This is a genomic window from Limnohabitans planktonicus II-D5 (genome assembly GCF_001270065.2).
In the GTDB taxonomy this organism is placed as follows: domain Bacteria; phylum Pseudomonadota; class Gammaproteobacteria; order Burkholderiales; family Burkholderiaceae_C; genus Limnohabitans_A; species Limnohabitans_A planktonicus.
The window spans coordinates 1-24,076 of sequence record NZ_LFYT02000016.1 but is presented as its reverse complement, the minus strand read 5'-3'; the positions used below and the strand labels follow the sequence as shown (position 1 = coordinate 24,076).

20 protein-coding genes are annotated in these 24,076 nt (G+C 61.3%); 12 read left to right on the top strand and 8 right to left on the bottom strand.

Going from position 1 to position 24,076, the window contains the following annotated elements; all coding sequences use genetic code 11:
• Nucleotides 1–11: 11 nt before the first annotated feature.
• Nucleotides 12–3,116: an efflux RND transporter permease subunit gene (locus tag H663_RS33100; protein WP_053173610.1), complete on the top strand. Its 3,105-nt coding sequence runs from the start codon at nucleotides 12–14 to the stop codon at nucleotides 3,114–3,116.
• Nucleotides 3,113–3,814, top strand: a complete 702-nt coding sequence (locus H663_RS33095) for an SDR family oxidoreductase (RefSeq protein WP_053172939.1) — start codon at nucleotides 3,113–3,115, stop codon at nucleotides 3,812–3,814. The genes H663_RS33100 and H663_RS33095 overlap by 4 nt, the downstream gene beginning before the upstream one ends.
• Before the next feature lie 1,262 nt (nucleotides 3,815–5,076).
• Here the strand turns inward: H663_RS33095 and H663_RS33090 are convergent.
• The 5 genes from H663_RS33090 to modA form a co-directional block, all read right to left on the bottom strand.
• Entirely contained in the window at nucleotides 5,077–5,934 is an 858-nt protein-coding gene (locus tag H663_RS33090) for a DUF6671 family protein (protein WP_053172937.1), read from the bottom strand.
• On the bottom strand, nucleotides 5,931–6,938 hold the full coding sequence (locus H663_RS33085; protein WP_053173608.1) for a sodium-dependent bicarbonate transport family permease: 1,008 nt from the start codon (nucleotides 6,936–6,938) through the stop codon (nucleotides 5,931–5,933). The genes H663_RS33090 and H663_RS33085 overlap by 4 nt, the downstream gene beginning before the upstream one ends.
• Nucleotides 6,939–7,303: 365 nt before the next feature.
• A complete protein-coding gene (locus H663_RS33080) occupies nucleotides 7,304–8,488 on the bottom strand; it encodes an ABC transporter ATP-binding protein (RefSeq protein ID WP_053172935.1) in 1,185 nt (394 codons plus the stop codon).
• The gene (gene modB, locus H663_RS33075) at nucleotides 8,488–9,165 is read right to left on the bottom strand and encodes a molybdate ABC transporter permease subunit (protein ID WP_053172933.1); all 678 of its coding nucleotides are present in this window, start codon (nucleotides 9,163–9,165) and stop codon (nucleotides 8,488–8,490) included. The genes H663_RS33080 and modB overlap by 1 nt, the downstream gene beginning before the upstream one ends.
• A gap of 48 nt (nucleotides 9,166–9,213) precedes the next feature.
• The gene (modA, locus tag H663_RS33070) at nucleotides 9,214–10,032 is read right to left on the bottom strand and encodes a molybdate ABC transporter substrate-binding protein (protein WP_116695879.1); all 819 of its coding nucleotides are present in this window, start codon (nucleotides 10,030–10,032) and stop codon (nucleotides 9,214–9,216) included.
• 216 nt (nucleotides 10,033–10,248) lie between these two features.
• On the opposite strand from modA, the gene H663_RS33065 reads away from it, so the two are divergent.
• Entirely contained in the window at nucleotides 10,249–12,114 is a 1,866-nt protein-coding gene (locus H663_RS33065) for a phosphoenolpyruvate carboxykinase (GTP) (RefSeq protein ID WP_053172929.1), read from the top strand.
• Nucleotides 12,115–12,354: 240 nt separating this feature from the next.
• On the opposite strand, the gene H663_RS33060 is transcribed toward H663_RS33065, so the two are convergent.
• Complete coding sequence (locus H663_RS33060; RefSeq protein WP_165803915.1) at nucleotides 12,355–14,295, bottom strand: caspase family protein; 1,941 nt, start codon at nucleotides 14,293–14,295, stop codon at nucleotides 12,355–12,357.
• 193 nt (nucleotides 14,296–14,488) lie between these two features.
• On the opposite strand from H663_RS33060, the gene H663_RS33055 reads away from it, so the two are divergent.
• The 7 genes from H663_RS33055 to H663_RS33025 are packed head-to-tail and all read left to right on the top strand — an operon-like array spanning nucleotide 14,489 to nucleotide 19,733.
• Nucleotides 14,489–14,920: a hypothetical protein gene (locus tag H663_RS33055; RefSeq protein WP_053172924.1), complete on the top strand. Its 432-nt coding sequence runs from the start codon at nucleotides 14,489–14,491 to the stop codon at nucleotides 14,918–14,920.
• Nucleotides 14,917–15,741, top strand: coding sequence for a hypothetical protein (locus H663_RS33050; RefSeq protein ID WP_053172922.1), 825 nt, complete (start codon nucleotides 14,917–14,919; stop codon nucleotides 15,739–15,741). Before H663_RS33055 ends, H663_RS33050 begins: the two co-directional genes overlap by 4 nt.
• 26 nt (nucleotides 15,742–15,767) lie before the next feature.
• Entirely contained in the window at nucleotides 15,768–17,588 is a 1,821-nt protein-coding gene (locus H663_RS33045) for a DUF4384 domain-containing protein (protein WP_116695878.1), read from the top strand.
• Nucleotides 17,585–18,076, top strand: coding sequence for an OmpA family protein (locus H663_RS33040; protein ID WP_083451182.1), 492 nt, complete (start codon nucleotides 17,585–17,587; stop codon nucleotides 18,074–18,076). Before H663_RS33045 ends, H663_RS33040 begins: the two co-directional genes overlap by 4 nt.
• A 15-nt stretch (nucleotides 18,077–18,091) precedes the next feature.
• On the top strand, nucleotides 18,092–18,316 hold the full coding sequence (locus H663_RS33035; RefSeq protein WP_133240020.1) for a hypothetical protein: 225 nt from the start codon (nucleotides 18,092–18,094) through the stop codon (nucleotides 18,314–18,316).
• Complete coding sequence (locus tag H663_RS33030) at nucleotides 18,316–18,771, top strand: hypothetical protein (RefSeq protein ID WP_133240019.1); 456 nt, start codon at nucleotides 18,316–18,318, stop codon at nucleotides 18,769–18,771. The genes H663_RS33035 and H663_RS33030 overlap by 1 nt, the downstream gene beginning before the upstream one ends.
• 44 nt (nucleotides 18,772–18,815) lie before the next feature.
• On the top strand, nucleotides 18,816–19,733 hold the full coding sequence (locus H663_RS33025) for a DMT family transporter (protein WP_053172915.1): 918 nt from the start codon (nucleotides 18,816–18,818) through the stop codon (nucleotides 19,731–19,733).
• Between the two features lie 358 nt (nucleotides 19,734–20,091).
• On the opposite strand, the gene H663_RS33020 is transcribed toward H663_RS33025, so the two are convergent.
• Nucleotides 20,092–20,559 (bottom strand): hypothetical protein, encoded by a 468-nt coding sequence (locus H663_RS33020; protein ID WP_053172913.1) that lies wholly within the window; start codon nucleotides 20,557–20,559, stop codon nucleotides 20,092–20,094.
• 160 nt (nucleotides 20,560–20,719) lie between these two features.
• Here H663_RS33020 and H663_RS33015 point away from each other — a divergent pair, with 160 nt between their 5' ends.
• Both H663_RS33015 and H663_RS33010 read left to right on the top strand, forming a co-directional pair.
• A complete protein-coding gene (locus tag H663_RS33015; protein ID WP_053172910.1) occupies nucleotides 20,720–21,697 on the top strand; it encodes a LysR family transcriptional regulator in 978 nt (325 codons plus the stop codon).
• Nucleotides 21,694–22,557: a metallophosphoesterase gene (locus H663_RS33010; protein WP_053172908.1), complete on the top strand. Its 864-nt coding sequence runs from the start codon at nucleotides 21,694–21,696 to the stop codon at nucleotides 22,555–22,557. The genes H663_RS33015 and H663_RS33010 overlap by 4 nt, the downstream gene beginning before the upstream one ends.
• A gap of 509 nt (nucleotides 22,558–23,066) precedes the next feature.
• Here H663_RS33010 and H663_RS33005 read toward each other — a convergent pair.
• The coding region (locus tag H663_RS33005; protein WP_116695877.1) for an IS3 family transposase at nucleotides 23,067–24,076 on the bottom strand (1,010 nt) is incomplete at its 5' end.

Genomic DNA, 24,076 nt, shown 5'->3' with positions numbered 1-24,076 from the left:
GGGACGTCATGATCAACGTCTCTTCCTGGTCGATCCGCAACCCGATTCCGGCGGTCATGCTGTTTGTGCTGCTGACGGTGGCCGGCTTCATCGCCTTTGGGTCCATGAAAGTGCAAAACTTTCCGGACCTGGACGTGCCCACCATCTCGGTGACTGCCAGCCTGCCCGGTGTCGCGCCCTCGCAGCTCGAAACCGATGTGGCCCGCAAGCTCGAAAACGCGTTGGCCCCGCTGCAAGGCCTCAAACACATCACCACCAAGGTGCAAGACGGCGTGGTGTCCATCACCGCCGAGTTCCGCATGGAAAAGCCCAGCCAGGAGGCGGTGGACGATGTGCGCTCGGCCATTCAGGGCGTGCGGGCCGACTTGCCCGGCGACCTGCGCGACCCGGTGGTGCAAAAGCTCAACCTGGCGGGCTCGCCCGTGCTGGCCTACACCGTGCGCTCGTCGCGCATGGACGACGAGGCCTTGTCGTGGTTGGTCGACAAAGACATCACCCGCAAGCTCCTGTCGTTGCGCGGTGTGGGTGCCGTGAACCGCGTGGGCGGCGTGACGCGCGAAGTGCGTGTGGCCCTCGATGTGAACCGCTTGCAATCGCTCGGCATCACAGCGGCCGAGGTGTCGCGCCAGCTCAAACAGGTGCAGCAAGAAGGCTCGGGCGGGCGCATGGATTTGGGCGCGGGCGAGCAGCCTGTGCGCACTTTGGCTACGGTCAAAACGGCGCAAGAGGTGGGCCAAATTGAGCTGGCCACATCGCGAGGTGGGCGTGTTCGCCTGGACCAAGTGGCCACCGTGAGCGACACGCTGGCCGATGCCCGCTCAGCAGCCAGCCTCAATGGTGTGCCCGTGGTGGGCTTTGAGGTGGTGCGCAGCAAAGGCGAGAGCGAAGTGGCTGTGGGACGTTTGGTGCGCCAGGCGCTGGCCGAATACCGCTTGCAAAACCCGGACATCGAAATCACCGAATCCTTCGACTTTGTGACCCCGGTGGAAGAGGAATACAACGGCTCACTCGTGCTGCTGTACGAAGGCGCGATTTTGGCGGTGCTGGTGGTGTGGCTGTTTTTGCGCGACTGGCGGGCCACCTTTGTGTCGGCCGTGGCGCTGCCGCTGTCGGTCATCCCGGCCTTCATTGGCATGGCTTACTTGGGCTTTTCCATCAACGTGGTGACATTGCTGGCGCTGTCCTTGGTGATCGGCGTGCTGGTGGACGACGCGATTGTCGAGGTGGAAAACATCGTGCGCCATTTGCGCATGGGCAAGTCGCCCTACCAGGCGGCCATGGAAGCGGCCGACGAAATCGGTCTGGCCGTGATCGCCACCACCTTCACCTTGATTGCGGTGTTTTTGCCCACGGCTTTCATGAGCGGCATTCCGGGCAAGTTCTTTAAACAGTTTGGCTGGACGGCGTCGCTCGCGGTGTTCGCCTCGCTGGTGGTGGCGCGGGTGCTCACGCCCATGATGGCGGCGTACATCTTGAAGCCCATCGTCACGGCCGCGCACGAGCCGGGTTGGCTCAAGCGCTACATGGTCTGGGCCACTTGGTGCATGAAGCACCGCCTGGTCACCATGGTGTTGGCCACGCTGTTTTTCATCGGCTCCATCATGCTGGTGCCTTTGCTGCCCAAGGGCTTCATTCCGCCGGACGACAACTCGCAAACCCAGGTCTATGTGGAGCTGCCACCGGGATCGACCTTGGCGCAAACCCAGGCCAGTGCCGAGCATGCCCGCACACTGCTCATGACGGTGAACGACGTGAAAAGCGTTTACACCACGATTGGTGGCGGTAGCGCGGGCAGCGACCCGTTTGCGGGTGGTGGCGCGGCCGAGGTGCGCAAGGCCACGCTCACCATCCAATTGAGCGAGCGCGGCACACGGCCGCGCAAGCAGGTGATTGAAAACGACATCCGCACAAAGTTGCAACAACTGCCCGGCGTGCGCAGCAAAGTGGGCTTGGGTGGTTCGGGCGAGAAATACGTGCTGGTGCTCACCGGCGAAGACCCGCAGGCCCTGCAAACCGCCGCCATGGCCGTGGAGCGCGACCTGCGCACCATCCAGGGCTTGGGCTCGATTGCGTCCACCGCCAGCCTGGTGCGCCCCGAGATCGCGGTGCGCCCCGACTTTGCCAAAGCCGCCGATTTGGGTGTGACCAGCGCGGCGATCAGCGACACCTTGCGTGTGGCCACTTTGGGCGATTACGACGCGGCTCTGCCCAAGCTCAATTTGTCCGAGCGCCAGGTGCCCATCGTCGTGAAGTTGGGCGACGAGTCCCGGCACGAACTGACCACCCTCGAGCGCCTGATGGTGCCCGGCAGCCGTGGCCCCGTTATGCTGGGCCAGGTGGCCAGCATCGAGGTGGCGGGCGGCCCGGCGGTGATCGACCGTTATGACCGCCAGCGCAACATCAACTTCGAGATCGAGCTGTCGGGCATGCCGCTGGGTGATGTGACGGCGGCAGTGCAAAAGCTGCCTGCCCTGCAAAGCTTGCCACCGGGCGTGAAGGTGGTGGAAGTGGGCGACGCCGAAGTCATGGGCGAGCTCTTTGCCAGCTTTGGCCTGGCCATGATGATTGGCGTGCTGTGCATCTACATCGTGTTGGTGCTGCTGTTCAAAGGCTTCTTGCACCCCATCACCATCTTGGCCGCTTTGCCCTTGTCTTTGGGCGGCGCGTTTGTCGGCTTGTTGATCGCGGACAAAAGCTTTTCCATGCCCTCGCTCATTGGCCTGATCATGCTCATGGGCATCGCCACCAAAAACTCGATCTTGCTGGTGGAGTACGCGATTGAGGCGCGGCGCGGTAAACCCGCCGAGGGCGATCACCCCTCCGTGCCGCCCATGAGCCGCTGGGACGCGCTACTGGACGCTTGCCACAAGCGCGCCCGTCCGATTGTCATGACCACGATTGCCATGGGCGCGGGCATGCTGCCCATTGCCGTGGGCTGGGGCGCGGCCGACGCGAGTTTCCGCTCACCCATGGCGATTGCCGTGATCGGCGGCCTGCTCACCAGCACGGTGCTCAGCTTGCTGGTGATTCCGGTGGTGTTCACCTACCTGGATGATTTGGGCCAGTGGTCTGGCCGCATGTTTAGAAAACTCACACAAACAAGGAGCAAAGCATGAGCAACAAAGTGGCGGTGGTGGTGGGTGGTGGCAGTGGCATGGGCGCTGCGGTGGCCCGCAAGCTGGCGCAAGATGGTTTTCAGGTGGCGGTGTTGTCCTCGTCCGGCAAGGGCGAGGCGCTGGGCCGCGAGTTGGGCGGCTTGGGGCTGACCGGATCGAACCAGTCGAGCGAAGACCTGCAAAAGTTGGTCGATCAAACCATGGCCCGCTGGGGCCGCATCGACGTGCTGGTCAACAGCGCAGGCCACGGCCCCAAAGGCCCGGTGCTGGAGTTGACCGATGCGCAATGGCACTTGGGGCTCGAAATGTATTTCTTGAACGTGGTGCGCGCCGTGCGTCTGGTGGCACCCATCATGGTCCAGCAAAAATCGGGGTCCATCGTCAACATCTCCACCGCTTGGGTGGTCGAGCCCAGCGCGATGTTCCCGACCTCAGCGGTGGCGCGCGCTGGCTTGGCTGCTTTCACCAAGCTGTTTGCCGATGAACACGCCGCGCACAACGTGCGCATGAACAATGTGCTGCCTGGCTGGATCGACAGCTTGCCCGCCCAAGAGCAGCGCCGTCAAAGTGTGCCCATGCAGCGTTACGGCACCAGCGAAGAAGTGGCCGCGACCATCGCCTTTTTGGCCTCAGAAGGCGCGGCCTACATCACGGGCCAGAACATCCGCGTAGACGGCGGCTTGATGCGCTCGGTGTGAACGTCTGCTGGCAGGCTCATCGCCTGCCTAGCGGTGTCACCCATAAGGTGAGCGGCTTCGTGCTCACAACGTTCTGCGTTTTCTATGGATACGGTACTTTGAAGTTTGAAATGTGTGAGACCTGTCATCTCGCAGGTCGGCACTCGCAGAGTCCGACGTTTTTGGTTTCGACACAGGCCCCTGTCGGGGTCTTCGACCGCCGACCTACAACAACTTTGAGTGATGCCATCCCGTTGGTCGGTACTCGCAGAGTGCGACGTTTTTGGTTTTGGCATAGGCCCATGTCGGGGTCTTCGACCGCCGACCTACGACAACTTTGAGACCTGTCATCTCGTAGGTCGGCACTCGCAGAGTCCGACGATTTTGGTTTTGGCACAGGCCCCTGTCGGGGTCTTCGACCGCCGACCTACAACAACTTTGAGACCTGTCACCTCGTAGGTCGGTACTCGCAGAGTCCGACATTGTTGGTTTTGGCACAGGCCCCTGTCGGGGTCTTCGACCGCCGACCTACAACAACTTTGAGACCTGTCATCTCGTAGGTCGGCACTCGCAGAGTCCGACGATTTTGGTTTTGGCACAGGCTCCTGTCGTGGTCTGTGACCGCCGACCTACAAAAACTTTGAGACCTGTCATCTCGTAGGTCGGTACTCGCAGAGTCCGACGTTTTTAGTTTAAGCACAGGCCCCTGTCGGGTTCTTCGACCGCCGACCTAGGACAACTTTGAGTGATGCAATCCCGTAGGTCGCCACTCGCAGAGTCCGACATTGTTGGTTTTGGCACAGGCCCCTGTCGGGGTCTTCGACCGTCGACTTACAACAACTTTGAGACCTGTCATCCCGTAGGTCGGCACTCGCAGAGTCCGACATTTTTGGTTTCGGCACAGGCCCCTGTCGGGGTCTTCGACCGCCGACCTACGACAACTTTGAGTGATGCAATCCCGTAGGTCGGCACTCGCAGAGTCCGACATTGTTGGTTTTGGCACAGGCCCCTGTCGGGGTCTTCGACCGTCGACTTACAACAACTTTGAGACCTGTCATCCCGTAGGTCGGCACTCGCAGAGTCCGACATTTTTGGTTTCGGCACAGGCCCCAGTCGGGGTCTTCGACCGCCGACCTACAACAACTTTGAGTGATGCCATCCCGTAGGTCGGCACTCTCAGAGTCCGACGTTTTTAGTTTAGGCACAGGCCCCTGTCGGGGTCTTCGACCGCCGACCTACAACATCTTTGAGCTTTGAAAACTTCACATGCCGTATCAAAATGTTCAAGGGTTGCAGAAATCACACCGGGCCGGATCGGCCCAGAGTTGGGTGTGCACGGCCCGGTGTTCTTCGTGGCCACATTTTTTGCAGCTCCAAACCTCTGCTTTGGGCAATCGGGTCAACAGACCGCAGTCGCGGCAGGGTAAACCCGGTATCTGCTGGCTGAGCCAGTAGCCCGGTGTCTCACACCTTGGGCATGCCGAAAGCAATTTTTGAATCAGGTCCCCGGTCGCCTTGAGGATGGTTTTTTGGCGTGTCGGATTGCAAAAAGATCGCAGATCGTTTTCGACGAATACCGCCCCGTTGGCGGACTTGGCTTGGGCCAGATGAAAGGCCTTGAGCAATGTCTCGCGATCGCGGATGCCTTTGTCCATGTCGGGGTGCTCGGGGTGTTCGGGTCGCAGCACCAGATGGTGTTCTGGAAATCCAGCCTCTGCCGCAAAGCGCTCCAACTCTTGCAGGCTCGACACCATTCGGTGCAAGCTTTGGGCAGGGCCGTGTGCAAAGCCCGTCACTTCAATCCCGGACAAGCGATCGACCCACAGCACCACTTCGGTGTTCCAGGGCATGAAAGCGCCAAAGGGGTCAGGGCCAAACGAACCCTCGCTGGCCATGCCCACAGACGTGTCTGTCAGTGCCATGCCAATGGCTGCCTTTTTTCTGGCTGCATCCAGCTGTGAGCCAGCGCGGGTCAGTTCACGCGTGAAAGTGCCCAACTGGTCGGTGTCATAGCCGTCGGTGTGCACCAGCTGGCAGCCCAGGGCGGCTTCCAGCGGTGCGCGCACCAGGTCCTGCTTGCCATGTTGCGTTAAGAGCGAGACTTGGCGACCTTGGTAAAAAAGAGGCGCTGCTGTGCTCATGTCAGCACCGCCTGCGCCACCGCCAAATAAACCGGAATGCCCAGCACAATGTTCAAGGGAAAGGTCAACCCCAGGCTGAGCCCGAAATACAACGCGGGTTTGGCTTCGGGCAAAGCGGTGCGCAGCACGGCGGGCACGGCGATGTATGAGGCGCTGGCGGCCAGCACCATGAGCAAAGCCCCGTTGCCCGCGCTCAGTTTCAAGACGACAGCCACACCCAGAGCCAGTGCTGCATGCACGACTGGCCCGAGCACGGCATAGGCGATCAGCACGGGCGATTGGCCTTTGACCTGCGGCAGGTTGCGCGCCGCCATCAAGCCCATGTCGAGCAGGAAGAAGGCCAACATGCCTTTGAAGAGGTCCACAGAGAAGGGTGCCATCGCGGCCTTTCCGGCTTCACCCGTGACCAGTCCGATCACCATGGCTCCCAAGAGCAGCAACTGCGCCCCATCGGTGAAGGACTCGTGCAGGATCTTGCCCACCGACGCACCATGAGGAGCGGTAGGCCCGCCCAGTGCGGCCACACCACCTGCTTGCAGCACCACACCCGAGGCCTGCTTTTGCCGCAGCGAATTGGCCAACACCACCGCCAGGATGATCGCGGGCGATTCCATCAGCGCCATGGCTGCAGCCATGTGTCCGCCATAAGGCACGCCCTGGTTTTCCAGTGTCTGCACTGCCGTGACAAAGGTCACCGCGCTCACCGAACCATAAGTGGCCGCCACCGCCGCTGCGTCAAAACCCGAGACAAAACGGCGCAGCACGGCGTAACCGATGAGCGGAATGACGATGGCCAACAACACGGCGGCGGCCAGGCTGATGCCCACGCTGGCCGTCAGGCCCGATTGCGACAGCGCAAAGCCGCCTTTGAGGCCCAGAGCCATCAAGAGGTACAGCGACAAAAAGCGGGATATGGCGGGCGGGATTTCGAGGTTGGATTTGACGGTGCCGGCGAGCACGCCAAAGATGAAAAAGAGGATGGCGGGGTCGATCAGATTTTGCATGGGGTATTCCTTGGACTGATCATAGAAATGGACCATGCATTTGTAAAATCGATTCTTCAATGATTGACCATAGATAAAAATCTATGCATTTGCAGTGGGCTGGTGCGCGGCCGATGCGAGTTTCAGACCAACCCCGGCGATCGTCGTGATCGGCGGTCTGCTCACTGTTGATCCGGCCGGATGTTTTTGGCATGAACGCTATTTTGAGAAACGTTGACCGCGCTGCGAGGGCAGTCTTGCAGACCACCACACATCGCCCAGGCGGGGCTCACACACGCATCGCATGGCTGATCACTGTGCCCAAGACAAGCTGTTCACTTCAAACTTCACAGGGCCGGAACAATCAGGGAACCTGTTGGTCAGATTCAATGCCCGGTTCGCACCGGCATGATGTGCAGCGCCTGCGGCGCGATCAGCAACTGCACCCAACCCCCGGCTTGCGCCTGCAAGCGGCCCAGCAGGCGTGTGGTCAGGTTCAAGGTGATGGTTTGGCTGGGCAGGGCTTCGGGCCGGAGCGTGCACAAACTGATTTCGCCCAGCGACAAGACCTCCAGCAGCTGGCAGCGCAAGCGGGTGTGGCCGGGCTCGGCTGCACTCAACAGCCCGTTATCGGCCATCACGTCCACCTGTTCGCCATTGAGCACCCAGGTCACGGGGGTGCCGTCGTCGATTTTGTTTTTGTCGAACACAGCCAGGTCCAGGCCCAGGTCGGACTGCGTGGCATCGGTCCAGCGCAAGCGACCCCAGCCCGACTGGGCCTTGAAAAAACGCCCTTCAAAGTGGTTTTGAATGCCCACCAGCTCGGCCACCCGGGCGTTGCGCGGGCTGGCAAACACACGAGATGGCTCGCCGGTTTGCAGGGTCTGGCCTGCGTCCACGATCACCACCCGGTCGGCCAGGCGGCGGGCCTCTGCCAAGTCGTGCGTGACCAGCACCATGGGCACCGAGACCTTTTGGCGCAAGGCGGCCAATTCGCGGTAGAGCGTTTGGCGCGTGGGCGCGTCCACCGCAGAAAAGGGCTCGTCCAGCAACAACACGCCGGGCCAAGCTTCTGGCGTCGCAGCCTGGGCCCGGGTTGCTGTCAAAGAGGGCGTGGGCATGACCCGCACCAGCGCCCGCGCCAGCGCCACGCGTTGCTGCTGACCGCCAGACAGTTGCGAGGGCCTGCGCTGGCTCAGCGTTGCCAAACCCAAGCGGGACAACAAGGCATGCACATCCGCGCCCGTCCAGCCCGGCCCGGCGGCCAGCGCCACATTGGCCTGCGCCGTCATGTGCGGAAACAGCGCGTAATGCTGGAACACCAGACCCGCCCGGCGCTGCTGCGGGCTGAGCTGCACGCCCGCCGCCGTGTCCAGCCAAGCCTGGCCCGCCACCCGAATGTGGCCTTGCACATCGGCGGGCGTCCACAGCCCCGCGATGGCGCGCAGCATGCTGGTTTTGCCGCTGCCCGACGGGCCGACGAGCGCCACCAACTCGCCTGCGCCGCAGTCAAATTCGGCCTCCAGCCGAATCGGGCTGCTTGAGCGCAATTGCACTTGCAAGCCGGTCATCAGCGCTCCTGCAGGGCGCGGCCACGCTGGCCCACCCGGTCAAAAGCCAGCACGAGGCTGAGCGCCAGCAAGGAAATGCCCACCAGCGCCAGCGCCATCACATGGGCCGACTGCAAATCCATGCCCTGCACCTTGTCGTAGAGCGACACCGACAAGGTGCGGGTTTCGCCCTCGATGTTGCCGCCCACCATGAGCACCACGCCAAACTCGCCCAGCGTGTGCGCCACCGTGAGCGCCATGCCGGCCAGCAAACCGGGCCAGGCCAGCGGCAGCTCGATGCGCCAAAACGTCTGCCAGCTTGACAGGCCCGAGACCCAAGCCGCTTCGCGCAGGCTGTGCGGCACCGCTGCAAACGCACGCTGAATCGGTTGCACCATAAAGGGCAGGTTGACCAGCACGCTCACCAGCAGCAAGCCTTCGAGCGTGAACACCAGCCGAATGCCCGAGGCCGCGAGCCACGCGCCCCAAGCACTGCCCTGGCCAAAGGCCACCAAAAAGTAAAAGCCGATCACCGTGGGCGGCAGCAGCAAGGGCAGCAGCAGCAAAGCCTCGACCACCGGCCGCCCGGCCCAGGCGGTCACGGCCAGCCAGCGGGCCAGGGCCAGACCCACCGGCAGCAGCGCCAGGGTGGTCAAAACCGCCAAAGTGAGCGAAACGTGAAGGGCGGACCAATCCATGGGGTGGGGTTTTGAAGGTTCAGCTGAAATGTGGGGTGTTGGGCGGGATTATTGCGGCAAGGCGTAGCCGTGCCGCACAAACACCGCCTGCGCAGGCGCGCTGAGCAAAAACCGGTGCCAGTTTGTCGCCGTCGCACTCGCGCCCCGGAGCAGCACCATGCGCTGGTGCAGGGGGGCGTGCAAGTCGCTGGGCAAGGCCAAGACCTGCAAGCTGGTGGCGATCTCGGGGGCTTGGGCCAGCGCCAGAGCGGTGATGCCCGCCTGCGCCGCGCCCGTGGCCACAAATTGGGTGGCTTGGCCGATGTTGTCGCCCAGCACTTTCTGGTGCGCAGGCAGCGACATGACGCCTGCACGCTGTAAAGCCTCAACCGCCGCCACGCCATAAGGGGCCAACGCCGGGTTGGCGATGGCGAATTTGTCACCCGGTTTCAGAGCGCGCACCACCGCCGCCAAGCCTTGGGCGAGTGGCAGTGCTGAATTTTTAGGCACGACCAGCGCCAGGCGACCCGTGGCATAACGCTGACCTGCGTCCACCGTGCGACCGGCTTTGACCAGTTCGGCCACCCAAACCTCGTCGGCGGAGATGAATTGCTCGACCGGCAAGCCCTGCAAAATCTGCCGCGCCAGGTTGCCCGAAGCGCCCAAATTCACTTCAACCTGAACGCCTGTTTGTTGCTTGTATTGGGTTGTCAAGTCAGCCAGCACAAACTTCAGGTTACTGGCTGCGGCGATTTTGAGGCGCACAGGCCCCTGGCCTTGGGCCTGAGCAGAAAACGGGAACAGGGTTGCTGATGCGAGCAGCGCACCAAGCAGCAAGGTGCTTGCGCGTCGGTCTTGTCGCAAGCGGTCCGAGAAACCAGCGTGCATAACGTCATGCTTCTTTTGCATAGATATAAAGGTGTTTTGGCCACAACTGACAGGCACACAAGCAGCAGGCTCCCTAAAATCGAGACCCCGCTGGTTACCAAGCCGTTACAACCCGAATCCGGCTTCATCGCCCAGTATCTCAGCACCCCAGCCGTTTTTTCAAAGCCCCTGTGCAGGGGTTTTGAAAAAACGATTTTTAAACTTGGAGCACTTCCCATGAACTCACCCGTGATGCAGGGCCTGAACCTCAATACACCCAGTTACGTCAAAAACGCCAAGCTGATCGCCTGGGTCGCCGAAATGGTCGCCCTGTGCAAGCCCGCCAATATCCACTGGTGTGACGGCAGCCAAGAAGAATACGACCGCCTGTGCGCTGAACTGGTGGCGGCCGGCACCTTCAAAAAGCTCAACCCCGCCAAGCGCGCCAACTCTTTCCTGGCTTGCTCTGACCCGTCGGACGTGGCCCGCGTGGAAGACCGCACCTACATTTGCTCGGCCCAAAAAGAAAACGCCGGCCCGACCAACAACTGGATGGAACCCGCGCAAATGCGCGCCACCCTGAACCCGCTGTTTGACGGCTGCATGGCCGGCCGCACCATGTACGTGGTGCCTTTCTCCATGGGCCCATTGGGCTCACACATCAGCCACATCGGCATCGAACTCAGTGACAGCGCTTACGTGGCCGTGAACCAGAAGATCATGACCCGCATGGGCAAAGCCGTGTACGACGTGCTGGGCACCGACGGCGACTTCGTGCCTTGCATGCACACCGTGGGCGCGCCCTTGGCAGCGGGTGAAAAAGACAAGACCGCTTGGCCTTGCAACCCCAGCACCAAGTACATCGTGCATTTCCCTGAGACCCGCGAAATCTGGTCTTACGGTTCAGGCTACGGCGGAAATGCGCTGCTGGGCAAGAAGTGCTTTGCGCTGCGCATTGCCTCCAACATGGGCAAAGACCAGGGTTGGTTGGCTGAGCACATGCTGATTCTGGGCGTGACCAACCCCGAGGGCAAGAAATACCACGTCGCAGCGGCCTTCCCCAGCGCTTGCGGCAAGACCAACTTCTCGATGCTGGTGCCACCCAAGGCCTTTGAAGGCTGGAGCGTGACCACCATCGGCGACGACATCGCCTGGGTCAAGCCGCACACCGATGGCAAGATGTACGCCATCAACCCCGAAGCCGGTTACTTTGGCGTCGCCCCCGGCACCAACATGAAGACCAACCCCAACTGCATGCTTAGCCTGCACAAGGACGTGATCTTCACCAACGTGGCCCTCACGGACGACGGCGACGTGTGGTGGGAAGGCATGGAAAAAGACACCGGCAAGCTGCCAGACCATCTGATCGACTGGCAAGGCAAGGACTGGACGCCCCAGATCGCCAAAGAGACGGGTGCCAAAGCCGCCCACCCCAACGCCCGCTTTACCGTGGCCGCAACCAACAACCCGGCCCTGGACCCCGCTTGGGACGACGCTGCGGGCGTGCCGATCGACGCCTTCATGTTTGGTGGCCGCCGCTCGACCACCGTGCCCTTGGTGACTGAGGCACGCAGCTGGACCGAAGGCGTGTACATGGCCGCAACCATGGGCTCTGAGACCACTGCTGCCGCTTTTGGCGCACAAGGCGTGGTGCGCCGTGACCCCTTCGCCATGCTGCCGTTTTGCGGCTACAACATGAGCGACTACTTCCAGCACTGGCTGGACACTGGCGCTAAAGCCACCGCCGCTGGCCACAAGTTGCCCGCCATGTACTGCGTGAACTGGTTCCGCAAGGGCGAAGACGGCTCGTTTGTCTGGCCCGGCTACGGCGACAACATGCGCGTTTTGAAGTGGATGATCGACCGCCTGGAAGGCAAGGCTCAGGGCGAGCAAACCATGTTCGGCGTGGCCCCCACGTACGGCGAAATCAATTGGACCGGTCTGGATTTCAGTGCCGAGCAGTTCAAGGCGGTGACCAGCATCGACCCAGGCGCATGGCAAGCCGAATTCAAATTGCACGACACCCATTTCGAGCAACTGGCCTACAACATGCCCAAGGCATTGCTGGACACCAAGGCCGCGCTGGAAGCACGCTTGGGTTAAAAAAGCAGGGTCTGCGCCCAAGCGGCGTCGAGTCTTGAAACCGCCCCGGCTACAAACCGGGGCGGTTTTTTTACGCGTCTGATTGATTCGATCCTGTGAAGTATTCAATGCTCAGAGAGCTTGCAGGTCGGTGGTCGAAGACCCCGACAGGGTCCTGTGCCGAACCAACACTGTCGGACTCTGCGAGTACCGACCTACGAGACCCCGGGTCAAAAGAGCTGCGTATCGAACCGATAAATATCACTGCTTGAAATAAAACTCACCAATCGCCTGGTCATAAAGCGCGGGTGTTTGTTCATGGCCCACGGAGCGGGCCAGGCGGACCACTTCATTGCGCACATTGCGCAAGACACGATCTACAGAAAGGCCCGGCTTTAACATTTCCTTGACAAAAATGCGGGTGAACAGGCCATTTCTTTCTTTGTCGTTGTCGCCCAAGCGGTCCAGCGCCTGCTGGCCCGAACCGGCCGAGAACATGATCATTTGCCCGGTGGCAGCCGATGTGGGGGCCAGACCCCGACCCCCAATGGCGCGGCCTTTGCCTTTGAAGGGGTTGTCACGGCAAGCGTCGATCACGGCCAGCGCAAACTTGGTTTTCTTCTCTTCCAGGTCATCCAGCACTTTTTGCAAGAGGATGGCATCGTCCTTGACCTGGTCTTCCTGATCACCTTTCACATCGATGGGCAACAAATAGTTGGCATTGCCCAGCTGCACCCCGTGGCCTGCATAAAAGAACAAGACTTCATCGCCTCCGCTCAATTGCTGCCGGAAATCGCGCACGGCTTGTTTGAATTTCTTTTCGTTGAGGTTCAGGTGTTTGTAAACCTTGTAGCCCACCGCCTCCAGCGACTTGGCCATGGCCTCGGCATCGGCGCCTGCGTTGTTGAGTTTGGGCACATCGGTGTAGAGGTCATTGCCGATCACCAAGGCCTTGCGATTGGCGTAAGTCACAGGGGTTTTGGCAGCAGCTTCGGCCTGGGCCAAGGATGCAGCTTCATCTTTGGCTTTGGCCGTAGCGGCGGCGGCTGCCGCTGCTGCTGCCGCGTTTTCCTTTTGCAGTTTGGCCAGCATTTGCGTCATGGCTTCCAGTTGCTGGGCCATTTTGCGTTTTTCTTCATCCAGGGCTTTGCGCTCTTGATCGAGTCGCAGCTGAGCGGCTGTGTCGGGGGCAGCTGCCACAGGTGGAGCGGCCGGGGGCAAGGGCTTGGGGGCGGCAGTTGGGGCTTCTGTTTTGGCCGGGGCGGTGACGCTGGCCACCACCGCAGCAGGAGCGGGCTTGACTGCCGCAGCAGGTGCGGGCTCAATTTTGACGGGTGTCACAGCCGCTGGGGCCACAGCAACGGTGACGGCAGGAGGCGCAGGCGGCGTTGTGGTCACCGGCGCAGCGGCGGGTGCTGACAAAGCGGAGGGAGTGGAAGGCGTGGAGGGCGTGGAGGCTTGTGCAACCGCGTTCACCGGATAAGCCAGCGCCATGATGGGTTGAGGCTTTTTGTTGAAATAACTTTGTTGCATCGACTCGATATAAATCGAGGCCCAGGTGTCGAGCATGGTTTGCTCGGGCCGGGGATCGCCTGCTTTGACGGCATCCCTGAATTGACCAGCGCCGATGCCTTTGGGCGGCAAGATGAAGGCTTCAACGCGCAGGCCCTTGCCGTTGAACTGCTGAACCGACAATTCGGCCAGGAACATGCTGGATTTGAAGGATTTGCCCGGTTCTTCAAAACCTTTGACCACATCAAGCCACCACTCTTTGTCAGTGGCGTTGGTCCAAGCGCTGACATTTCGCCAATTGTCAAAATTACCCATGGCAAAAAAGCGTGAGCACTTGTTGATCAATTGGTTGGCTTGAGTTCCATGTTGGTTGACCAGGAAGTGATTGGCCGTGCTGGACTGACAATTCGTGTTGCCCCATCGCACCGATCCTGTGGCCTGGCGCACCACCAAAAACGGTACACGCGCATCGACCTGTGTGTTTTTCAGGGTGTAGGTTTCCCAGATATACCCCGTGCGTGTGATCGTGCTGTTGTGGCTGGACAGCCAGGCGCCTTCAGGCAAGGCCACGCTGGCGCCCCCGCCCATCGGCAAGAAATCCTTGTAGGTCGAACCGACCACGGGTTGTGCCAGGCCAGGCAACAGCGAAAAAGCCAGACACGCGGGCATCACCCATCGCAAAAAGGCCATTGCCTTGTCATGAAGCGTGTGCAGAAATGAAGGGGTTTTGTTCGGGGTCATTCCAACGGGCCTTGAAGAGTGAATGCACCCTGGATGACGCAGCGCGATCAACGCAGGGCTTTGGGATGCGCAATTTCAATGGTTCTGATTGTTACACTGATAGACAGCACACAGACAAACCTGCCAAAACGATCCTTGAACCATGCGCCTGTCCTACATTGCCTCCTGTCTTGCACTGAGCTTGATCACCCCCTGGGCTGCACAGGCCCAGGTCAAGTTGATCACCGAAGAAGAAGCCAAAGCCCCGAACCTGCAAGTGCCCTCCACCCGGGCCATCACGCGTGGGCCGGGCATCACGCTGTTGTCGTCCGCTGAAGTCCAGGCCAAGGCATTTGCTTTGAAAATCGCCTTTGAGCCCCGTGGCGGCAGCCAAATTGATGCGGCATCGATCAAGTTTGAATACCTCAAACAACCAGTCCTGGACTTGACCGCACGCTTCAAATCCGGATTGAATGGCAACCAGTTGAACCTGCCTCAAGCCAGCGTGCCTGTGGGTGCCCACCCCATTCGGGTATCGGTGCGCGACAGCGAAGGGCGAGAGGCCAGCACGGTGATCCAGCTGAGCGCCAAGTGAGCCGCAGCACCTTTGACTGCCCTTATTGCTGCAGCAACATCCCGCTGCAGGCCTCGGTGTGCAGCCAATGCACCCGCGATCTGGTGCTGTTCAAGCCCCTGGCTTTGCGCTTGCAGGATCTGGCCGATGAAGTGGCGCAGCTCAAGACCCAGGTTCAGCAGCAATCTGAGCTATGGGGGCAAATGCCAGTTCAGGAGATTGGTGCAGCGGCTATGTCATATGCCCATGAACACGAGCAGCCCCCTCAGTCCGAACCCGCCCATTTGGCCAAGGCCTCGTCCTGGATGGCCTTGAGCCTGAGCGTTGAGCTGACCACGGCCGCCATCGGCCTGAGCCATTGGGTTTTGCTTTTCGTTTATGACGTGCGTCCCCTGTTTTTGCGGCTGCTGACCATTTTGCTGCCTGTGTTGACGGGATTTATCTGCGCACGCCAAAGCCGTCTTGGGGGGCTGTGGCAGGCGCTGGCTGCAGGCGCGGCGGGGGTGGCTTCGGTCTGGCTGATGCTGGCGATCACCGCATACATGGATGGCGTGCCACTGTGGCCAGACAATCCCAGGGATTGGCGTGAAACGCTGGAGTACACGGCTTCGATCACCTTGGCCTTCTTCACGGGCTTTTTGATTCATAGCCTGCTCAGCCGCTGGGCGCGTGAGCAGCGCCAGAAAATCAGCCTCAAAGTTTTGCTCTCACGCGATGCCAATGGCAAATACAAAATCGCCGAGGTCACCCATCAGGTGCAAAGCCTGGTCGCTGCGGTCGCGCCGCTCGTGTCTGCAGGCACGGCCCTGTATTCGGGCCTGAAGATTTTTCTCTCGAATTGACCGCCCCTTTTGAAAGCGACGCGCCCATGAACACAATGAAGTGGCCCTTGTTGGCACTGACGGCCATGCACATGGCCAGCGCGGGGGCGCAAGCCCAGACCCCGGCAGCGGCGCGTTCGGCACTGGTCATCGGTCTGAGCCAATATGCAGCCAGCACAGGCGCGGCCACATTGGAGGGCGTGCCCCACGATGTGGACAGCGCGCAGCGTATTGCCAAAGCCATGGGCATACCCGGGCAGCACACACGCGTGTTGCGCGACCAGCAAGCCACCAAAGCGCAAATCCTCGAAGAAATCCGGCTGCTGGGTGAACGCACCCGCGAGGGTGGTCGCAGTTTCATTTACTTTTCGGGCCACGGCACCCGGTATTGGGACCCCAGCGTCAAGGGTTGCGTCGAAGGCCTGCTGACCCATGACGGTCAGGCCATCACCCATGCCGAGCTGGCCCAGGCGGCCCAAAAAGTCACCGCCGGTGCCGACAAGCTCATCACCATGATTGACGCCTGCCATTCGGGCGGTGTGGCTTCTGGCAAAGCGGGCACACGCTCTTTGGGCGGCATTGAGCTCAAACCCAAATTCAGCTTCAAGGCCAGCAGCGCGGCCGATGCCTGCGCGCAGCCCTCGAACATGAAAACCCGCAGTCTGCTGGGCGAAGTCACCCGTCTGGGTGCCTTGCAGGAAAACGTGGTGCAAATCACTTCCTCCCGCCCCGATGAAGTGAGTTTTGACGAACCTGGTAAAGGCGGCCTGGCCACACAGGGCGTGCGCGATTGTCTGCTGGGCAAAGCGGTCGATACCGATGGCTCCGGTGCGGTGTCGCTCGCTGAAATCCAGCAATGCGCCCAGAGCGTGATTGACCGCAAGCTGCAAGGCGTCAAAGACCTCACGCCCCACCATGTGACCGTGTCGGGCAACCGCAATTTGATCCCTGTGGCCCAGCAGCGGCCCAACCCCGTGGCAGCGGCCCCCGCTGTGGTGACCGCGCTGGCGGCTCCGGTGCCTGCACCAACACCTGCACCAGCACCGGCACCGGCACCGGCACCGGCACCGGCACCGGCACCGGCACCGGCACCGGCACCGGCACCGGCTCCGGCTCCAGCTCCAGCTCCAGCTCCAGCTCCAGCTCCAGCTCCAGCTCCAGCTCCGCTGGCCCAGGTGCCAAGCAGCCCATCTCCAGTGAAGCCTCCAAGTCCATCCCCTGCTGCAGTGACCAGCAACACGCCCGCCATGCCAGCCCCTGCAGTGGCTGCACCTGCCAGCCCACCGCGCCCACCTGCGGCAGCGCCTGCAGCACCCGCAGCACCCGCAGCACCCGCAGTCTCTGTTCCTGTCCCCGCACCGGAACCCCTGCTGGCGTCTTTGGCCACCTTGAAAGACATTGAGCAGCAACGCGACCCGCGCATCGCCGTGAACGTGAAACTCAACAAGCCGGTGCTCAAAATCGGCAAAGACGCGCTGGAGATGAGCATCCAGTCCAGCCATGATGGGTACATCTACCTGGTCATGCTGGGCAGCGATCGCAAGAGCTTTTATGTGCTCTACCCCAATGGCCTGGACAGAGACAACCGCATCCGGGCGGGGCAGACCCGTCAATTGCCACGTCCCGACTGGCGGCTGGAGGCGGCCGGGCCTGCGGGTACCGATCACCTGTTGGTGATGGTGGCCAGCAGCCCCCGCCAAATCGACCGCCTGGTCATGGCCGAGCCCAGCGCCACCAACCCATTCACCTTTGCCCTCAATGACATCGGTGGCCGTGCCGACCTGATCCAGTTTTTGGTTCACAACAAAGCGGGTGACGGCTCCGAGCGCTTCGGCGCCCAAATTCTCACCCTCAAGGAAGTGCCATGAAACACCTGAGCCTCGCGCTTGCCCTGCTGCTGACTCTGGCCCCCGTGGGGGCGCAATTGGTGCAACAAGCCTCCAAGGAAGACCTCATCGACAAACTCACGCCGCCTGCGCCACCGACCACCCGCAGTCTGCGCAACATCGCACCCAAACCGGTCACGGTGGATTTGTCCATCCAGTTCGATTTCGACTCGGCCCGTCTGCAATCGAGCAGCAAACCCCTGCTGGACAACCTCGCCCAGGCCATGAACAGCGAGCGCCTGTCGGTGCTGAAGTTCAAGGTCGAAGGCCACACCGATGCCAAAGGCAAACCTGACTACAACCAGGAGCTTTCCGCGCGTCGGGCGCAGGCCGTGCAGACTTACCTGGTCAGCCAAAACGTGGCTGCTGAACGCCTGCAAGCCGAAGGCAAGGGTGCCAGCGAACTGCTGGTGCCCGACAAGCCACTGGCCAGCGACAACCGCCGCGTGCGCATCTCGGTGAACCCATGATCCTAGAAAACGCAGTTGACCGCTTTCAACCCGCTGGAGACCTCTGTGCACCCTGAACGCTGTGAACACGAAGACGCTCACCTTGTGGGTGACACCGCTACGCACCCGATGGCACAGCCCTGGGGGGCACTGGCGGCGTTGCTCGTCGTTGCAGGGGGGCAGCCTGCGGCCTCCTCGCGCCTGGCCATTGCCCACCAGCGCAGCACCCTCGGGCGCGTCCAACTGCGTTTTCTAGGATGATGTCCACACGCGCATCTTGGCTCGCAGGCCTTGTTGCAGGGGTGGCTTTGAGTGTATCTGCGGCACAGGCGTTTGAGCTGGTTTCACTCCAGGAGCAGCAGGCGGCCTTGACTGCGCCTGAACCGTTGTCGCCCAAAACCAACCCCGTGGCGGGCGCGCCCATGATTGACATCGTGGAGCCCCGCATAGGCAGTGTCATCACATCGCCCACCAGCATTCAGCTGGTTTTCCAGGCCTCGGCGTCCAGCGCTGTGCGGCCTGAAACCTTCAAGGTGCTGTACGGACGCCTCAGGCTGGACATCACTCAGCGCTTGTTGGGCGCAGCTTCCATCACGGCGCAAGGCATTGCCGTCAAAGGCGCGAATTTGCCCAAGGGCAGCCACCGGCTCTTGCTGAGCATTGAAGACAGCCTGGGCCGTCAAGGCCAAAGACAATTGGACATTGAAGTCAACTGAAAGCCTGGGTGGGTGCCTTGTAAAGCGCCTGTTCAATCCAACCCATGTTGAAAACCGCCGAATCCCGTCACCGCCTGGCCCTGTGGCTGTTGTGGATCACGCCCGCCATGTGGTCGGTCAATTACCTCGTGGCCCGCACCGCGCCCGGCGTGGTGGAGCCGCACATGCTGGCGCTGGGCCGTTGGGCTTTGGCGGGTCTGATCCTGAGTTTTCTGGCGCGTCACGAACTGTGGCGTGAAAAGCGCAGCACGCTGCGGGCTGCAAGGCAGTACCTGGTGCTGGGCGCTTTGGGCATGCTCATTTGTGGGGCCTGGGTTTACAAGGGCGCGCAGACCACCGCCGCCATGAACATCGCGCTGATTTATGCCGCCTCGCCGGTGCTGATCGCGCTGGGCGCGGTGCTGTGGCTGGGCGAGCGGTTTTCCTGGCGGCAGGGCTTGGGCGTTGTGATCGCCCTGTCGGGTGTATTTCATGTGGTGGTCAAGGGCCAGTGGCTGGCGCTGGGCCAAGTGCAGTGGGTGGCGGGCGACGGCTGGATTGTCTTGGCCATGGTGGCTTGGGCGGCCTATGCCCTGTTGCAAAAAAAGTGGACCAGCCCGCTCAGCGCCACCGCTCGGCTGGCCGCCATTTGCATGGGCGGTGTGCTGGTGCTCTTGCCCTTTGCCGTTTGGGAAGGCCTGCAGTCCGATACCCCGGCCTGGAGTTTTCAGGCCAGTTGGCTGGTGCTGATCGCAGCCCTGGTGCCGGGCATTGGCGCTTATGGGGCTTATGGTTTTTGCCAAAAAGTGCTGGGCGCCAGCCGGGTAGCGGCCAGCTTGTACCTGGGGCCTTTGTACGGCGGCCTGGCCGCTTGGGCGGTGCTGGGCGAGTCCATGGGCTGGCACCATCTCATGGGGGCCTTGCTGATATTGCCCGGCATTTACCTGGCGTCGCGCCAAGCACCCGAGACGCCCGAGCCCTGAGCCCGGCAGGCAAACGTCGGATTCTGCGAGTACCGAGCTGCGAGGCGCAGTACGGGCGGTATTCGTAGGTCGGTGGTCGTAGACCCCGACGTTCTGTGAATGGGCGTTGAGGATGGGTGAGGGGTGATGGACATAGCGTCCTCAGGACTGATCTGGCGCCCGCCCCCTGGTGAGCAGAGCGGCTGTTCGGGCCAACGTCGGACTCTGCGAGTGCCGACCTACAAGGGAAACAGCAGGGCCTCTTGTAGGTCGGCACTCGCAGAGTCCGACATGGATGCAAAGGCCCCAACCAGCTGCAAGACGCCTATGAAAAAAGCCTCCCGCAGGAGGCTTTGAAGGGTCCAATCCGAAGGGCGGATCAGATGTAGTACAGGCGGTTGCGCACAATGCGCGCAGCCCGGCGGTCCATCAAGGTGGACATATCCAAGGACGCTGTTTGGGTGACATCAGCACGGTCCATGGCGGTTTGCAAATCGTGCATCAGGCGCTCGTCCGATTGGGCCATGGTCCACAGGCGCTCGTCAGCGCGGCGACGCGCCACACGGGCAGACCAGCCATCGAGTGTGGCCATCATTTTTTGTGCAAACAGGCGGCTCACACCGCGCAGTGCACCAATGGCCAGCACAGCCACGGCCCACAAGGCCAACCAGGAAGCGATGACGTGCGTTTCAGCCCAGTCGTCGATCAACTGGTCGGCCATGACGACCAAACCGGCGACGCCGGCAGCCAGCAAGAAGGTGGCCAGGGTTTTGGTGGAGCTGGCGGGCGCAGCAACAGCTGCAGGGGCGGGCAGGTGGCCCAACATGGATTTGGTGCTCATGGTCATGATGTTTTTCCTTTTAAAAAGATCTTTCAGTTTTTTTCTGCAAACAACTGATAAATTTGTGAACCGAATATTAGGGTTAATACGAGTATTGTTCAACTTTATATTCATGATGGTTATCATTCACATTGGTGATAGATAGATGGATTGACAGAAAAACCCCATGAACTCGCACATCCCGCCCGCATTTCGCACGCTGGACCTGAACCTGCTTCGGGTCTTTGATGAGGTCATGGCCGAGCGCAGCCTGACCAAGGCGGCGCGCAATTTGTCGCTGACGCAGCCTGCAGTCAGCAATTCACTGCGTCGCCTGCGTGATGCCCTGGACGACGAACTGGTGCGCAGACAGGGCCATGGGATCGAGCCCACCCCGCGAGCCTTGGCCCTTTGGCCCAGCGTGCGCGAGGCGCTGCGCCAGTTGCAAGAAGCCCTGGTGCCCCAAGCCTTTGTGTCGGCCGAGGCTCACAACACTTTTGTGCTGGCCATGGCCGATGCCACCGCCGCAGAGTTGATGGGCGGCCTGGCCCGGCAGATGCAGACCGAAGCGCCCGGCGTGTCCATGCGCGTGGTGCCCCTGACCACACGCGATCCGCGCCGCCTGCTCAGCGACGGGGCGGCCGACATGGCGTTGGGCTACTTTCCGGCGGTGCTGACCGATTTGACCGGCCGCGCACAAGCGGGTGAAGCGGTGGCCTTTGAACACCAGCGCCTCTATGCAGGTGAATATGTGTGTGTGATGCGCCAGGGACACCCGCTGGCCGATGTGCCCCTGACACTGGATGCCTACTGCGCAGCGCGGCATCTGTTGGTGAGTTTTTCAGGCCGCCCCTATGGCTTTGTGGACGAAGCACTGGCCTCGATCGGCAGGCAGCGCCGCATCGTGCTCACGGTGAACCAGTTCTTCACGGCGGGTCAGGTGGTGGTCAACTCGGACTTGCTGACCGTGTTGCCCCGGCATTTTGTGCCCACCACGGGCATGACCGAGCAGTTGGTGCTGCGCGACTTGCCGCTGGATGTGCCACCCGTGCACGTAGAGGCTTTGTGGCACCGCAAACAGCAACACGACAGCGCCCACCAATGGCTGCGTGCCCAATTGCTGCAAGTGGCACAAAGCGCATTCGCAGAATCAGAGACACCATGAACATCCAATTGCTGTCGGATTTACACCTGGAATCCAACCCCGGCTTTATGCCCGTGCCCGCTCCGGGTGCCGATGTGCTGGTGCTGGCCGGAGACATTGGCTCGTACCAAAGCAACTCCGCACTCAGCGCTGCGGGCGACACCGATTTTGGCCTGGGCCGGTTTTCGCCGAGCCGTGGCTGGCCCACGCCGGTGCTGTTTGTACCCGGCAACCACGAATACGATGGCCTGGACTTTGACCAGGCCCACAGCCGGTTGCAAGACACCTGTGAGCGGCTGGGCATCACCTGGCTGGAACGCGAAGTGCAAATCTTGCACGGCATCCGATTTGTGGGCACCACGCTGTGGTCAGACTTTGACGCACTGGGGCCCCTGGCGGGCCAAGTGCTGCCCGAAAAACTGCCTGCCCATTTCAACCACCCCAACAGCCAGTACACCCGCCAGCTCAAGGCCCGTGACAAGGCCTTTCGCGCGGCCAACTACTACTTGCGCAAAACCGGCACCACCCGTGCAGGCCAGCCCTGGCTGGCCGAGGCCATGCGCGAACAGGCCCTGCAATGCCAAAGCTGGCTGAGTGACACGCTGAGCACCCCGTTTGAAGGTCGCACTGTCGTCGTGACCCACTTTGCCCCCAGCCTGCGCAGCGCCGATCCGCGCTATGGCGAAACCCCCGGCACTGCGGGCTTTTGCAATGCGCTCGATACGCTGCTGCCGCAAGCCCAGGCATGGCTGCACGGGCATTTGCACTGCCCCAGCGACTACACCCACCAAGGCTGCCGCGTGATCGCCAACCCGCTGGGCTACGCACACAAGAACGAACAAATCCGCTTCCAGGCCCAACAGGTCTTGAGCCTGGGCTGATGCCCACGTCGTGGTCTGCGACCGCCGACCTACGGGTGGGAGCGTCGAGCGGGCGGGTAAATCACGCAAACGTCGGGGTCTTCGACCGCCGACCTACGGGGAGTGGGTATTCGTAGGTCGGTACTCGAAGAGTCCGACGCTGCACGCCTGGCACAAAGCGCAGGCTGCAGGCGAAGGTGGTCCATCAAGCCCAACGTCGGGGTCTTCGACCGCCGACCTGCGGGGAGTGGGTATTTGTAGGTCGGTACTCGAAGAGTCCGACGCTGGACGCTTGGCACAAAGCGCTGGCTGCAGGCGAAGGTGGTCCATCAGGCCCAACGTCGGGGTCTTCGACCACCGACCTACGGGGGATGGGTATTTGTAGGTCGGTACTCGAAGAGTCCGACGCTGCAAGCTTGACCCAAAGCGCTGGCTGCCGCCGAAGGTGGTCCATCAAGCCCAATGTCGGGGTCTTCGACCGCCGACCTACCGGCCGTTTTCAAGCTAGTTGTCGCATTTATTTTGGTGGTTCAGGCTGGTTTTCGTAAGTTTTTATTCTCCGTGGGTTTAGGGGTATGGGGATTGAGGTGGACTTCGTTGACCGGGTGCCAATTGCGTGCAGTTGCGGACCATCGGTTCGGATTGGCCTGTCGGGCAGCAGCGTAAACATCCTCGCGCTTTGCAAGCATTGGCCCGTCAAGCCCTGCGTGGCGCTGAGTTGGGGTTACAAAACGAATGGCACTGTGCCTGTGCTCGGTGTTGTACCAATGGACCAAATCTGTCACCCAGCGGCGCGCATGCAAGATGTCGGTAAAGGGCCCCAGAGGTAGCTGCGGGCGGAACTTGAGAGTTCGGAACAGCGATTCCGAGTAGGGGTTGTCATTGCTGACTGAGGGCCGACTGCGCGAAGGCGTGATACCCAAGCGCCACATTGTCGCCAGCATGGTCTCACCCTTCATCGGCGAGCCATTGTCTGAATGCACCGTGAGCTGCCCTTCGGGAATGCATTGGCGCTCGCAGATATCACGAAGCAAATCGGCGGCCAGCTGTGCGCTCTCACAATCAAATACCTGCCAGCCGACAATTTTTCGGCTGAAGATATCCACAAAAAGGTAGAGGTAGAAATGCATTCCTCGCACCTGAGTGGGCAAATAGGTAATGTCCCAACAATAGACTTGATCGGGCTCGGTAGCGACCAATGCGCGCGGCTTGCTCACCTTGCGCGGCACACGCTCCAGGCGGCGATGGCCCATCTGCTGGGCGCAATGGAGCAGTCGGTACATCGTCGATTCACTGCACACGTACTTGCCCTGGTCGGCCAAGCGAGGCACGATTTGGCTGGGTGGCAAATCTTTGAACTCCTCGCTGTTAAGCACGCTCATCGCGGCCTCTCGCTCAGCTTGACTGAGCTGGTTTGGCGGCACGCTGTGCGCACGTAGCGTGCTGACACGCCGGTCTCCTTCGTGCCCACAAGGGTGTACCCAGCGCTGCAAGGTGCGAACGCTCATGCCAATTTGGGCGCAGGCCTGTTGAGCGCGGG

Bases quoted from the DNA above. Each gene is read 5' to 3' on its own strand.
- H663_RS33020 (WP_053172913.1), bottom strand. From the start codon at position 20,559: ATGACCATGAGCACCAAATCCATGTTGGGCCACCTGCCCGCCCCTGCA.
- H663_RS33060 (WP_165803915.1), bottom strand. From the start codon at position 14,295: ATGGCCTTTTTGCGATGGGTGATGCCCGCGTGTCTGGCTTTTTCGCTG.
- H663_RS33090 (WP_053172937.1), bottom strand. From the start codon at position 5,934: ATGAGCACAGCAGCGCCTCTTTTTTACCAAGGTCGCCAAGTCTCGCTC.
- H663_RS33030 (WP_133240019.1), top strand. From the start codon at position 18,316: ATGTCCACACGCGCATCTTGGCTCGCAGGCCTTGTTGCAGGGGTGGCT.
- H663_RS33015 (WP_053172910.1), top strand. From the start codon at position 20,720: ATGAACTCGCACATCCCGCCCGCATTTCGCACGCTGGACCTGAACCTG.
- modA (WP_116695879.1), bottom strand. From the start codon at position 10,032: ATGCACGCTGGTTTCTCGGACCGCTTGCGACAAGACCGACGCGCAAGC.
- H663_RS33085 (WP_053173608.1), bottom strand. From the start codon at position 6,938: ATGCAAAATCTGATCGACCCCGCCATCCTCTTTTTCATCTTTGGCGTG.
- H663_RS33010 (WP_053172908.1), top strand. From the start codon at position 21,694: ATGAACATCCAATTGCTGTCGGATTTACACCTGGAATCCAACCCCGGC.
- H663_RS33095 (WP_053172939.1), top strand. From the start codon at position 3,113: ATGAGCAACAAAGTGGCGGTGGTGGTGGGTGGTGGCAGTGGCATGGGC.
- H663_RS33045 (WP_116695878.1), top strand. From the start codon at position 15,768: ATGAACACAATGAAGTGGCCCTTGTTGGCACTGACGGCCATGCACATG.
- modB (WP_053172933.1), bottom strand. From the start codon at position 9,165: ATGGATTGGTCCGCCCTTCACGTTTCGCTCACTTTGGCGGTTTTGACC.
- H663_RS33055 (WP_053172924.1), top strand. From the start codon at position 14,489: ATGCGCCTGTCCTACATTGCCTCCTGTCTTGCACTGAGCTTGATCACC.
- H663_RS33040 (WP_083451182.1), top strand. From the start codon at position 17,585: ATGAAACACCTGAGCCTCGCGCTTGCCCTGCTGCTGACTCTGGCCCCC.
- H663_RS33080 (WP_053172935.1), bottom strand. From the start codon at position 8,488: ATGACCGGCTTGCAAGTGCAATTGCGCTCAAGCAGCCCGATTCGGCTG.
- H663_RS33065 (WP_053172929.1), top strand. From the start codon at position 10,249: ATGAACTCACCCGTGATGCAGGGCCTGAACCTCAATACACCCAGTTAC.
- H663_RS33025 (WP_053172915.1), top strand. From the start codon at position 18,816: ATGTTGAAAACCGCCGAATCCCGTCACCGCCTGGCCCTGTGGCTGTTG.